The organism is Alteriqipengyuania halimionae (genome assembly GCF_009827575.1).
GTDB lineage: Bacteria > Pseudomonadota > Alphaproteobacteria > Sphingomonadales > Sphingomonadaceae > Alteriqipengyuania_A > Alteriqipengyuania_A halimionae.
Genome location: NZ_WTYR01000001.1, coordinates 790,927 through 803,472 on the forward strand (window position 1 = coordinate 790,927; position 12,546 = coordinate 803,472).

A 12,546-nucleotide genomic window follows, 5' to 3' on the forward strand; every position below is an offset into this window, starting at 1 on the left:
AGACGCAATGCCCAAGACCATCCTCGTTACCGGTGGCACCGGCTTCATCGCCGGGGAGATCATCGACCGCCTGCTCGAAGCCGGGCACACCGTCCACACGACGGTGCGCAACCGCAAGAAGAGCGAGGACGGCTTGCGCGACCGGTTCGATGTCGGCGCGGCCAAGCTGAAGATCTTCGAGGCCGATCTGATGGACGATGCCGGGTGGGCAGAGGCCAATGCCGGCTGCGACGCCGTCGCCCATGTCGCCTCGCCGATTGCGGTCGGCACGCCCAAGGATGAGGACGAGATGATCGTGCCCGCTCGCGAAGGCGCGATCCGCGCGCTGCGTTTCGCCAAGGAAGCGGGCGTCGCGCGCTTCGTGCAGACCAGCTCGGTCGCCGCGGTGTCCTATGGCAGCGATGCCAAGACCCGCACGGTCGACGAAAGCGACTGGACCGATATCACCCATGCCGAAACGGGCGCCTACGCCAAGTCCAAGACCATCGCCGAACGCGCCGCGCGCGACTGGGTGCTGGCCAATGGCGGGGAGATGGAATTCGTCTCGGTCAATCCCTCGATGGTGCTCGGCCCTGTCTACGACGCCGATTTCTCGCCCTCGGTGCAGGTTGTGAAACAACTTCTGGATGGTTCGATGCCAATGGCGCCCGATATCGGCTTCGGCGTGGTCGACCTGCGCGATCTGGCCGACCTCCATGTCCGCTGCCTGACCCAGTCCGGCCTCGCCAACGAGCGCTTCATCGCTTCTGGCAAGCCGATGAAGCTGATCGAGATCGCCGAGGTGTTGCGCCGCCGCCTGCCGCCCGGACAGACGCGCAAAGTGCCCAAGCGGGTGATGCCGAACTGGATGGTACACGCGCTGGCGCTGTTCAATTCGGGTGTGCGGCAGATCAAACCCGGCCTCGGGCGCACTACATATTACGATGTGAGCCATGCCAAAGAGGTGCTCGACTGGGAGACCCGCCCGCCCGAAGAGAGCGTCGTCGATTGCGCAAAAAGCCTGATCGCCTGCGGGGTAGTAAAGGTCTAGCGCCCCCTCGAAGCTTGCCAACTTGCCCCGTCGGTGGCTAACCGCCTCGTAACCAAGGGAGAGCGCCAGAGCCTATGTCCGCCAATATTGCCGAAATGGAACGCCGCCGCGAAGCCGCCCGCATGGGCGGGGGGCAGAAACGCATCGATGCCCAGCACGCCAAGGGCAAGCTGACTGCGCGCGAACGGCTCGACGTTCTGCTCGACGAAGGCTCGTTCGAAGAGCTCGACACCTATGTCGAACACGATTGCGTCGATTTCGGGATGCAGAAAAACAAGATCCCCGGCGATGGTGTGGTCACCGGTTCGGGAACGATCAACGGCCGTCTCGTCTTCGTTTTCAGCCAGGATTTCACCGTATTCGGCGGCTCGCTGTCGAAGCGCCATGCAGAGAAGATCTGCAAGGTGATGGACATGGCGATGAAGGTCGGCGCGCCGGTAATTGGCCTCAACGATTCGGGCGGCGCGCGCATCCAGGAAGGCGTTGCATCGCTCGGCGGCTATGCCGAAGTGTTCCAGAAGAACGTGCTTGCATCGGGCGTGGTCCCGCAGCTGTCGCTGATCATGGGCCCCTGCGCGGGCGGGGCGGTCTATAGCCCGGCGATGACCGACTTCATCTTCATGGTGAAGGACAGCTCCTACATGTTCGTGACCGGACCCGAAGTGGTAAAAACGGTGACCAACGAGACGGTGACGCAGGAGGAACTGGGCGGTGCGGTGACGCATACGACCAAGACCAGCGTCGCCGATATCGCCTATGAAAACGATATCGAGGCGCTGCTCGCGGCGCGCGATTTCATCGACTATTTGCCACTGTCGAACCGCGAGGATGTGCCCGACCGCCCGACCGCCGATCCAATCGAGCGCGAAGAACGCAGCCTCGATACGCTGATCCCCGACAATGCGAACCAGCCCTACGACATGCACGAGGTGCTGCGCAAAGTGCTGGACGAGGGCGAGTTCTTCGAGATCCAGCCCGCCCATGCGGCCAATATCCTGTGCGGCTTCGGCCGCGTCGAAGGCCGCACGGTGGGCGTCGTCGCGAACCAGCCGATGGTGCTGGCGGGCGTGCTCGATATCAATTCGTCGAAGAAGGCCGCGCGCTTCGTCCGCTTCTGCGATGCGTTCGACATTCCGATCCTGACCTTCGTTGACGTGCCCGGCTTCCTCCCCGGCACGAGCCAGGAGCATAACGGCATCATCAAGCACGGCGCGAAGCTGCTCTTCGCCTATGCTGAGGCGACCGTGCCCAAGATCACCGTCATCACCCGCAAGGCCTATGGCGGCGCGTATGACGTGATGGCGTCCAAACACCTGCGCGGCGACCTCAACTACGCCTGGCCGACCGCCGAGATCGCGGTGATGGGCGCGAAGGGCGCGGTGGAGATCATCTTCCGCCAGGACCGCAACGATCCCGACAAGATCGCCGAAAAGACCAAGGAATACGAAGACCGCTTCGCCAACCCCTTCGTGGCCGCCTCACGCGGCTATATCGACGAGGTGATCTTCCCGCACTCGACGCGCAAGCGGATTGCGCTGGGGCTCAGGAAGCTACGCGGGAAGGTGCTGGAGAACCCTTGGAAGAAGCACGATAATATTCCGCTTTGAGGTGATCGCATGAAAAGGGCGCTGTTTTTCTTCGTCATATTCCTGAGCTCTCAGGCCCTAGCCCAATCAAGTCCATGGCTAGAATGGGTGGCTGCGAACTCGCCCTACGGGTTTGACATAACTCCGGATGGGACGATTTGGATAAATGTTGATGAAGTGGGGCAGGAGGATGATTTTGCAGTCCACGCTGAGCAGTTGCTAAATGCTCGAACGGAATCTGAACGCCAGCCCGAGTTTTGGGTCCGTGGGTACCATAAGAAAAACAGAGATGTTGATTACCGCGAGACTAAGACCCGTTATCGGCTCGACTGCGCGAAGGAACGAATTCAGGTTCTCTTGTGGGTCGCGTATGATTCCGAGGGTAGGATGATTGAGCGACAGGGTGGGGGTGCGATGAGTTACGTAATACCGGGTACTTATGGAGCTGAGTACCATCGGCTGTTTTGTATTATGCAGGATTAGAGATGAAACTCGGCCGTCTCAACCATATCGGCGTCGCGACGCCTTCGATTGCGGACTCCGTCGCCTATTACCGCGACACGATGGGCGCGGTGCGGATCAACGAGCCGTTCGACCTGCCCGAACAGGGCGTGAAGGTCTGCTTCGTCGATACGCCCGACAGCGCGGGCGAAGTCGGCAAGGGCACGCAGATCGAGCTGATCGAGCCTTATGACGAAAGCTCCCCCATCAACGGTTTCCTCGCCAAAAACCCCGCCGGGGGCCAGCACCATGTCTGCTACGAGGTGGAGGACATCGAGGCGGCACGCGAGTGGTTCGAGGGGAAGGGCAAGCGCATCCTCGGCCCGACGCGCATCGGCGCGCATGGCACGCCGATCTTCTTCCTCCATCCGAAGGACATGATGGGCCAGCTCACGGAAATCATGGAAACGCCGACCAGCGCCTGATCGTCCGGGCGCGACGCATTCTCGCATTGGCGGGTCGCGACGGTCCACGGACGTTGAATTTGTTCACAAATCTGATAGGGCTGCGCTCAGGGGCGGCGGTTTGCCGATTACAGGGGGGCGACAGACATGCAAGAGCTGGATTTGCCACTCGATCGCGATCTCTTCTTCCGGAAGATGATCAGTTCGTTTGCAAAATCTCTGGAAGAAACTGTCGGTCTGGATGAGGCGGCGGGTTATGTCGCGCTGGTCGGTTCCGAAATTGGCACTTGGATCGAAGACCAGTATAAGGAATCCTCCGGCAAGGAACGGTTCGAGCCGGAGGAGCTGGCCGAGTTGCTGGTCGATCTGAAGGGGCGAATTGGGGGCAAGTTTCACGTGATCAGCGTGGATGACGACCAGATTGTGCTGGGGAACGATGCCTGCCCGTTTGCCGAGCTTGCCGAAGGGCGGCCGGCGCTTTGCCGGATGACATCCAATGTGTTTGGCCGGATTACCGCCAATCAGCTGGGTTATGCCCGCGTCGACCTCCAGGAGACTATTGCCAAAGGCGACGGGCGTTGCCGGGTCGTGATCAATCTCAAGCCCACCGATACGGCGGGCGACGAAGACCACGAATTTTTCCGCGTGGATGACGATCTGATTTAGTATGAAGAGCCGGGGCAGCCTTTCCGCCAGCTATTGCGCCAGGGTCGTAGACAACCTGAGCCAGGAAACCCTGCTGCTTGGCAAGGGCGGGAAGATTCTGTTCGCCAATCCGGCGGCGGAGGAATTCCTCGTCGATGGTGAGCAGCACGTGTTCGACCTATTTGCCAACGAGAATAATGAGCTGCGCGGTAAACTCCGCGCAATTGCGCAGTCGGGTCAGTGGCTGCCGCTGAATGCGACCTTCCGATCGGGCCCGATGAAAGGCGTCGAGCTGAAAATGCGCGGGCGCGGCGTGTGGGACAAGGATGCCGCCGAGCACAATATCCTGCTGGTGAGCGCGCGGGATCGCGACGAGGGTTTTGCCCAACTGCGCGGACTGGTACGAGAACTGAACCGCGATTTATTGTCGAAGCGAAACGACAACGCCAATCTTGAGCGAGCGCTCGAGGCCGAGGGACGCCTTCACCGCGAGTTGATCCACCGGGTGAAAAACAATCTGGCGTTGCTCAATGCGCTGGTCAGTTTTCGCAGCAAGGCCAGCGATAGTGCGGATGTCAAAAAGGCGCTGAGCGACCTTGAAAACCGGATCCACGCGATCCGTGCGGTGCACGATCTGCTGGATCAGGCGGGCGAAATCGATTTCGTGCAAGCGGGCGAGCTGATTCGGTCGCTATGCCACCAATTGCAGCAGTCGGTTTTGCCGGACAACATTTCGCTTGAGAACGAATTGCTCGATGTCACCTTGCCGGTGGAGGACGCAACACCGCTCAGCCTATTGATAAACGAGCTTATCACCAATGCCGCCAAACATGCCTTCCCGGGCAATCGCGACGGTCGTGTGAGGGTGGCGTTGCAGAAGAACGGGGTCGACAAGCTGGAAGTCAGCATCGCCGATGATGGCAAGGGTATGTCCGACGATTCTGAGCGTGAGGGGTCTGGCAGCCGAATTATGGAAGCTCTGGCGCAGCAGATCGGCGGGGAGCTGCAGCGGAAATCGGAAGGCACGGGCACGAAATGGACGTTCATTTTCCCCTACCGTGCCGCGCATCGCGACGAAGCGTCGGTAGAGCAGGAAGCCGAATCCACCTGATCAGGGTCTTGCTGTAAGCCGGTGACTGCGGCTAGTCGCAGGCCCGAACGGGAGGCCCGATGGCAGATTACGAAAATATCCTCGTCGACCACGATAATTCGGTCGCGAAAATCACGCTTAACCGGCCCGATCGCCTGAACGCGATCACGCCTGCCATGGCCGTCGAACTGCGCGATGCGCTGGCTGCGCCGGGTGATGCGCGCGCGTTCCTGATCGAGGGGGCAGGGCGGGCGTTCTGCTCGGGTGCCGATCTCGCCAGTGGCCGCGACCGCGGGTCCAGCGGCGGGCGCGGGGCCTATGACAGCCTGTCGATGAGCTACAACCCGCTGATGGTGCAGATGGCGCAATGCAGCGTGCCGATCATCGCGGCGGTCAATGGACCGGCGGCGGGCATCGGGTGCTCGATCGCGCTGGCGTGCGATTTCGTCCTCGCCGGAAGCTCGGCCTATTTCCTCCAGGCCTTCGTCAATATCGGCCTCGTGCCCGATGGCGGCGCGACATGGATGCTGCCCCGCCTGATCGGCAAGGCCCGCGCGACCGAGATGATGATGCTGGGCGAGAAGATCGGCGCGGAAAAGGCCGAGGACTGGGGCCTGATCTACAAGGCCGTATCCGACGAGGCGCTGTCCGACGAGGCGCAGGCCCTCGCTGCGCGCCTCGCCAAGGGGCCCACGTTGGCGCTGGGCCAGATTCGCGAGAACATCATGCACGCGCTGCAGCACGACCTGACCGGCGCGCTCCATCAGGAAGCGCTCGGCCAGCACCGCGCGGGCGACAGCAAGGATGCCGTCGAAGGCGCGATGTCGTTCCTCCAGAAGCGCAAGCCGGACTTCAAGGGCGAGTGATCGCTCGCCAGCGGCGCGGCGCTGACCGGATCAGGCCAGCGCTGCATCCTCGGGCTCGGCCTTGCCCATAAGGCGCGGGGCAAGCAGCAGCTTGAACAGCATGAACACCACGCCTGCCCCTGTGGCCAGAGCCATGTGGATCAGCCAGAACTGCGTTACCGGCATGGTCTCGAACCATCCGCCGACCCAGCCGACCAGCGAATTGCCGGCGAAGAACGACAGGTAATAGAGACCGATCACGGTCGCGTTGATCTGCTTGGGTGCAAGCCGCGCGAACAGCGCGAGGCTGACCGGGAGCATGTGCGCGAGGCCGATCGAGTTGACGATGTGGAACATGACCGGCCAGGCAAGGCCGATCTTCTCGCCCGGAGGTGTGGTCGCTGCCGCCATGTAGAGGCACACCATCCCGCCGATCGAAAACACCGAGCCGATGATGATCTTGGTCAGCTCGTCGGGCTCGGTCCAGCGGGTCTTCCACCAGCGATAGAACCCCGCGACGATCGCGAGGAAGCTGACCGATACCACTGCATCGAGCGTGATCAGCCAAGTGGTCGGCAGCTTCTCGCCACCCCAATAGAGCGCGAAATCCTTGTCCGCCCAGACGAGATAGGCGTTGAAGATCTGGTTATTGGGCACGATCGCCACCGCCAGCACCGGGATCAGCAGGATCAGCGCGGCGGTGGCGAGCCAGTCTTTGCGGCTCATCGGCTCCTTGGGCTCGGCGGTTGTTTTCGCGACGCCGAAATGTTCGCGGGGCAGGTATTTCTGGCCCCAGAGATAGATCGCGAGGCCAATGAGCATGCCGACGCCCGCCGCGCCGAAGCCCCAGTGCCAGCCCATCGTCTCACCCAGCGTGCCAACGATCAGCGGGCTGGCGATCACACCGGCGTTGATCGCGAGGTAGAAGATCTGGAACGCGTCGGCACGGCGCAGATCGTCGGGTTTGTAAAGGCTGCCGACCTGGCTGGCGATATTGCCTTGAACATGCCCGACCCCAGGATCAGGCACAGCAGCGCGAGCAGGAAGGTGACGTTGAACGCCATCAGGAAATGGCCCAGCGCCATGGTGATCGCGCCAAGCAGCACCGTGCGTCGCTTGCCCAGCACACGATCGGCAATCCAGCCGCCCAGGATGGGCGTGAGATAGACGCTCGCCGCATAGGTTCCGAAGATCGCGCTGGCGAAGGCCTGACCGTCGATTCCGCCATAAAGCGCACGCAATTGCTCGATCCCCGCCACGCTTTCGACCTCGCCCGGCAGCAGCAGCGATTTCGTCATCTAGAGCACCAGCAGCGCCTGCATGCCGTAGAAGGAGAACCGCTCCCACGCCTCGGTAAAAGCGAGATAGCCGAGCCCCTTCGGATGACCGAGGAAGGACCGGTCGGCCGGTTCGTGGAGGGTAGGGGTGGCTTCGGCAACGGGCATGGCGTGGTTCCGGCCGTGGCAAGAATCGGGCGGGGTTAGCGCGATCTTAACCGTCTGTCGCTTGGAAGCTGCGCGTGCCAACCATTCGGCCTGTGCAAGCGCCGGATCGCGGGAAAGCGCGCCTTGTGGATTTGGCAGGCGGCGGCGTTCGGGTTACAGGCTCGGTCATGAGCGACAACAAAACCCCCACTTACGACGACTGGAAAACCAAGGCCGACAAGGAAGTGAAGGGCCGCGACCTGACCTGGCACACGCCGGAAGGGATCGCGGTCAAGCCACTCTATACGTCTGAAGATGTGGGTGCCCACGCGCCCGAACTCGATCCCGGTGTTCCGGGCATCGCGCCGTTCACGCGCGGGCCCTATGCCTCGATGTATACCGGGCGGCCGTGGACCATCCGCCAATATGCGGGCTTCTCCACCGCAGAGGAATCGAACGCCTTCTATCGCCGTAATCTGGCCGCCGGGCAGAAGGGCCTCTCGGTCGCCTTCGACCTCGCCACCCATCGCGGATACGATTCCGATCACCCGCGCGTGGTTGGCGATGTCGGCAAGGCTGGCGTCGCGATCGACACCGTACGCGACATGGAAATCCTGTTCGACCAAATCCCGCTCGACACGATGAGCGTATCGATGACGATGAACGGCGCGGTGATCCCCGTGCTGGCGTTCTACATCGTCGCGGCGGAGCGGCAGGGGGTTTCGCAGGACAAGCTCGCCGGAACCATCCAGAACGACATTCTCAAGGAGTTCATGGTCCGCAACACCTATATCTACCCGCCCGAACCGAGCATGCGGATCATCTCGGACATCATCGCCTATACTTCGGCCAACATGCCGAAATTCAACAGCATTTCGATCTCGGGCTATCATATGCACGAGGCCGGGGCCACCGCGGTGCAGGAACTCGCCTTCACCATTGCCGACGGCAAGGAATACGCCAAGCGCGCGATGGAAGCGGGCCTCGATCTCGATGCCTTCGCGCCGCGCCTGTCCTTCTTCTGGGGCATCGGCATGAACTTCTTCATGGAGATCGCCAAGATGCGCGCGGCGCGTCATCTGTGGCACGATGTGATGACCGATCTCGGTGCGCAGAACCCCAAGTCGAAGATGCTGCGCACCCATTGCCAGACGAGCGGCGTTTCGTTGCAGGAGCAGGACCCCTACAACAACGTCATCCGCACCACGATCGAGGCGATGGCGGCGGTGCTGGGCGGCACACAGTCGCTCCACACCAATGCGCTGGACGAGGCGATCGCGCTGCCGACCGACTTCTCCGCTCGCATCGCGCGCAACACGCAGCTGGTGATCCAGGAAGAAACCGGCATCACCAATGTCGCCGATCCGCTGGGCGGTTCGTACTACATCGAAAGCCTCACCGCGGCGCTGGTCGAGAAGGCCAAGGCCATGCTGGACGAGGTCGAGGCGGCGGGCGGGATGACCGAATATGTTGCTAGCGGTCAGCCCAAGGCGCAGATCGAGCGCGCCGCCGCGGTGAAGCAGGCCAGGGTCGATCGCGGCGAGACCGTGATTGTCGGGGTCAACAAGTATCGCCGCGACAAGGAAGACGAGATCGACACGCTCGATATCGACAACCACGCTGTGCGCCAGAGCCAGATTGCGCGGCTCGAGGAAGTGCGCGCCAAGCGCGACGAGAAGGCGTGCCAGGCCGCGCTCGAATCCCTGACCGAAGGCGCGCGGGGCGGTGAGAACGTCCTGCAGCTCGCGGTCGAGGCCGCGCGCCACGACGCCACGCTTGGCGAAATCAGTGCGGCAATGGAAGATGTGTTCGGTCGCTACGACACGATCCCCGCCCCGGTGCGCGGCGTCTATTCCGAAGCCTATGCCGACGACGATCGCTATGCGCAGGTGGTCGAAGGCGTGAAGGCGGTCGAACGCCGCCTGGGCCGCGCGCCGCGCCTGATGGTTGCCAAGATGGGGCAGGACGGCCACGACCGCGGGGCCAATGTGATCGCGAGCGCCTTTGCCGATATGGGCTTCGAAGTCGTCTCCGGCCCGCTGTTCCAGACGCCGGAAGAAACCCGCGACATGGCGCTCGAAACGCAAGTCGACGCCATCGGCGCGAGCAGCCTTGCGGCGGGCCACAAGACGCTGATCCCCGAACTGATCGGCTTGCTGAAAGACGCGGGCCGCCCAGACATCAAGGTGATCGCCGGCGGCGTGATTCCGCAGAAGGACTACGACTTCCTGCGCGATGCCGGGGTGCAGGGCATTTACGGCCCGGGCAGTAACGTGGTCGAGTGCGCCGCGGACGTGCTGCGCTTGCTGGGGCACAATATGCCACCTGCGGGGGACGAGTTGGAGGCGGCGGAGTGATGAGATTCCTACCCGCAGGTTTGGGAATGCTGTTGGCTCTTTCGCCGACGGCAGCTCAAGCCTGTCGGCAGCTGATTCCGAGCGCGAAATTCGAGCGCAGCGATCTGGTTGTAGAGGCCGAAGCCTTTTGTCTTGAGACAACTGGGGTCTGCGAGCTGCAGATTTTTGAGGTTCTCAAGGGTGACGAAAAATTATCTGGCTCGAAAGTCAACATGCACGTCGATGAAACGCCTCCGCAAAATGAGATCGATGGGAGGATTGTGATCGGCCGGTGTCCGCAAACATTCGAGCCATGGCAATCGAGGATTTCAGGGCGTTTCTATCTGGTTCGAAGGAATGACGGAACGTTGTTCGCAGCACATCCTCCAGACGCAACCACCGAGGCAATGATTGAAGAAGAAGGTGTCGAACCAGAATGACCCAAATCCGCACCGACTGGACACGCGAACAAATCGCCGAGATGTTCGACCTTCCCTTCACCGAATTGCTTTTCCAAGCTGCCACGGTCCATCGCGAATATCATCCGCCCGAACAGGTGCAGCTGTGCACGCTGCTCTCGATCAAGACCGGCGGGTGTCCGGAAGATTGCGGCTATTGCTCGCAGTCGGTGAAGGCCGATAGCGGCGTTGAGGCGACCAAGCTGATGGACGTTCGCGCCGTGCTGCAGACTGCGGCGCAGGCGAAGGATGCGGGCAGCCAGCGCTTCTGCATGGGCGCCGCGTGGCGCAATCCCAAGGACCGCGACATGCCCGCGATTGTCGAGATCGTGAAAGGCGTGCGCGCGATGGGGCTGGAGACCTGCATGACGCTGGGCATGCTGACGCCAAAGCAGGCGGATATGCTCAAGGAAGCGGGCCTCGACTATTACAATCACAATGTCGACACCGGGCCGGAATATTACGAGCGGGTGATCTCGTCGCGCAACTACCAGGACCGGCTCGATACGCTCCAGAACGTGCGCGATGCGGGCATCAATGTGTGCAGCGGCGGAATCGTGGGCATGGGCGAAACGCGCGAGGACCGCGTGGGCTTCGTCCACACGCTCGCCACGCTCGAACGCCATCCCGAAAGCGTGCCGGTCAACGCGCTGGTTCCGGTCAAGGGCACGGTGCTGGGCGACATGCTCGCCGATACCCCGCTCGCCAAGATCGACGATATCGAATTCGTTCGCACCGTGGCGGTCGCGCGCATTACCATGCCGATGAGCATGGTGCGCCTGTCCGCCGGACGCGAGAGCATGAGCGAGGCCACGCAGGCAATGTGCTTCATGGCGGGCGCGAATTCGATCTTCACCGGCGACAAGCTGCTCACCGCGCCGAATGCGGGCGACGACAGCGACGGCGCGCTGTTCGCCAAGCTGGGGCTGACGCCGCTACAAGGCGAGGAGCCCCTTCGTCAGGCTCGGACCGGGGTAGATCAGCAAATGGAGCCGGCTGAATGACCGAGAAGAAATCGCTGACTGAACGCCTTGGCGGGACGACCGATGAGCAATTGATCGCCGAGTTCAAGGGCGCAGATGCCGAGAACCTCAGCTACGATTTCTTCAAGAACATGACCTCGCTGTCGATCCTGACCTTGGGCGGCATCCTGACTTTGTCCGAAGGCCTGTTCGCCGAGCGGATAGAGTTCTGGCAGATGCTGGTGACAGCGGGCCTGATTGCCGCAGGGGGCATCGTCGCGCTGCAATGCCAGGCCGATATTGTGCAGATGGCGCGCGGCAAGAAAGTCTCTACCTCCTGGCTGCGCTTCGGACATCGATTGGCACCCGGACTGCTCGGGGCCGGAATCGGTGCCTTCCTCGCGCTGATCGGTGGTGCCTTCAGTTGAGCCTCGGCTTCTCCGTCGAGGACCTCCTTCCCAAGGCGCGCGGAGGGGGGCAGTTGAAGATGGGCCTCCAGAAGCTCGACGAGGAATGCTGGCTCCAGCCCGATCCCGACCTTGCCGCGCGGGCCGAAGGCTTCGCCGCCTATCCGGAGGGCATCCAGCTCTCTCCCGACGGTGAGGGGCCCGGAGGGGAGCTTGCCGCTATGCTCGGCCTCACCGGCGGTCTGCCCGAAGCCGCGCAGGCCCATCACGAAGACATGTGCCTCCTCACCAAGCGCGAGCAGGACGAGCAGTATCGCCTCGTCGGCGCGGCGGTGGCGTGGCCGTCGGACTGGACGCCCGCCGACAAGCTCGGCCTCCCGCTGCGCGCGCTCCATGCGCCGATCCAGGGCTATGAGGAACAGCTCGCCAGCGGGGTCGATCATTTCATGGCCAAGCTGAAGCCCGGGCCGATCTATGGCCGTTGCAACTGGTTCATCGCCACCACCGGCGACATGCGCTGGGTGGCCGAGCCGCCTGCAACAGCATTCGCCCATGTGACTCGCCAGAATGCTGGTGAGACGCTGTTCGTCCGCTCCGAGCGCCAGACCTTGCGCCGCTTGCCGCAGACGGGCGCGATCCTGTTCACGATCGGAGTCTACGTTTCGCCGTTGGGCGATCTGTCTGCTGCCAATATCGCCATGCTCGCCCGCGCCATCGGCTCGCTGGTCGAAGGTGAGGGGGATCGCCGCGGCGCGGGGGCTTACGCCGACGCGCTAATCGGCTATGCGGCGGGACGAGAGGACAATCGATGATCGTTTCTACACTGCTGCTCCTTGTCGCCGCGCCGGCCGACTGCTC

Annotated in this window: 14 protein-coding genes; 11 read left to right on the top strand and 3 right to left on the bottom strand. The window is 62.5% G+C overall.

Going from position 1 to position 12,546, the window contains the following annotated elements:
* The first annotated feature begins 7 nt into the window (after positions 1-7).
* The 6 genes from GRI68_RS03860 to GRI68_RS03885 all read left to right on the top strand — a co-directional run bounded on the left by GRI68_RS03860 (position 8) and on the right by GRI68_RS03885 (position 6,122).
* A complete protein-coding gene (locus tag GRI68_RS03860; RefSeq protein ID WP_160616021.1) occupies positions 8-1,030 on the top strand; it encodes an NAD-dependent epimerase/dehydratase family protein in 1,023 nt (340 codons plus the stop codon).
* A gap of 74 nt (positions 1,031-1,104) precedes the next feature.
* Entirely contained in the window at positions 1,105-2,637 is a 1,533-nt protein-coding gene (locus GRI68_RS03865) for an acyl-CoA carboxylase subunit beta (RefSeq protein ID WP_160616022.1), read from the top strand.
* Between the two features lie 464 nt (positions 2,638-3,101).
* Positions 3,102-3,542 (top strand): methylmalonyl-CoA epimerase, encoded by a 441-nt coding sequence (mce, locus tag GRI68_RS03870; RefSeq protein WP_160616023.1) that lies wholly within the window; start codon positions 3,102-3,104, stop codon positions 3,540-3,542.
* A gap of 126 nt (positions 3,543-3,668) precedes the next feature.
* Positions 3,669-4,187 (top strand): methanogen output domain 1-containing protein, encoded by a 519-nt coding sequence (locus GRI68_RS03875; protein WP_160616024.1) that lies wholly within the window; start codon positions 3,669-3,671, stop codon positions 4,185-4,187.
* 1 nt (position 4,188) lies between these two features.
* Positions 4,189-5,277, top strand: coding sequence for a sensor histidine kinase (locus tag GRI68_RS03880; RefSeq protein ID WP_160616025.1), 1,089 nt, complete (start codon positions 4,189-4,191; stop codon positions 5,275-5,277).
* Positions 5,278-5,336: 59 nt separating this feature from the next.
* Positions 5,337-6,122, top strand: coding sequence for an enoyl-CoA hydratase-related protein (locus GRI68_RS03885; protein WP_160616026.1), 786 nt, complete (start codon positions 5,337-5,339; stop codon positions 6,120-6,122).
* 30 nt (positions 6,123-6,152) lie between these two features.
* Here the strand turns inward: GRI68_RS03885 and GRI68_RS03890 are convergent, their stop codons facing one another.
* Genes GRI68_RS03890 through GRI68_RS13955 form a run of 3 tightly spaced genes read right to left on the bottom strand, consistent with a single transcriptional unit; the run spans position 6,153 to position 7,546 of the window.
* On the bottom strand, positions 6,153-7,094 hold the full coding sequence (locus GRI68_RS03890; protein WP_325063815.1) for a POT-type proton-dependent oligopeptide transporter: 942 nt from the start codon (positions 7,092-7,094) through the stop codon (positions 6,153-6,155).
* Entirely contained in the window at positions 7,001-7,399 is a 399-nt protein-coding gene (locus GRI68_RS13950) for a hypothetical protein (protein ID WP_325063755.1), read from the bottom strand. The genes GRI68_RS03890 and GRI68_RS13950 overlap by 94 nt, the downstream gene beginning before the upstream one ends.
* Entirely contained in the window at positions 7,400-7,546 is a 147-nt protein-coding gene (locus GRI68_RS13955) for a hypothetical protein (RefSeq protein ID WP_325063756.1), read from the bottom strand.
* A gap of 167 nt (positions 7,547-7,713) precedes the next feature.
* Between GRI68_RS13955 and scpA the strand changes: the two genes are divergently transcribed.
* The 5 genes from scpA to GRI68_RS03915 are packed head-to-tail and all read left to right on the top strand — an operon-like array spanning position 7,714 to position 12,500.
* The gene (gene scpA / locus GRI68_RS03895; protein ID WP_160616027.1) at positions 7,714-9,882 is read left to right on the top strand and encodes a methylmalonyl-CoA mutase; all 2,169 of its coding nucleotides are present in this window, start codon (positions 7,714-7,716) and stop codon (positions 9,880-9,882) included.
* A complete protein-coding gene (locus GRI68_RS03900; protein WP_160616028.1) occupies positions 9,882-10,301 on the top strand; it encodes a hypothetical protein in 420 nt (139 codons plus the stop codon). Before scpA ends, GRI68_RS03900 begins: the two co-directional genes overlap by 1 nt.
* On the top strand, positions 10,298-11,323 hold the full coding sequence (gene bioB / locus GRI68_RS03905) for a biotin synthase BioB (RefSeq protein ID WP_160616029.1): 1,026 nt from the start codon (positions 10,298-10,300) through the stop codon (positions 11,321-11,323). The genes GRI68_RS03900 and bioB overlap by 4 nt, the downstream gene beginning before the upstream one ends.
* Positions 11,320-11,709 (top strand): hypothetical protein, encoded by a 390-nt coding sequence (locus tag GRI68_RS03910; RefSeq protein ID WP_160616030.1) that lies wholly within the window; start codon positions 11,320-11,322, stop codon positions 11,707-11,709. The genes bioB and GRI68_RS03910 overlap by 4 nt, the downstream gene beginning before the upstream one ends.
* A complete protein-coding gene (locus GRI68_RS03915; protein WP_160616031.1) occupies positions 11,706-12,500 on the top strand; it encodes a heme-dependent oxidative N-demethylase family protein in 795 nt (264 codons plus the stop codon). Before GRI68_RS03910 ends, GRI68_RS03915 begins: the two co-directional genes overlap by 4 nt.
* The last annotated feature ends 46 nt before the right edge of the window (positions 12,501-12,546 follow it).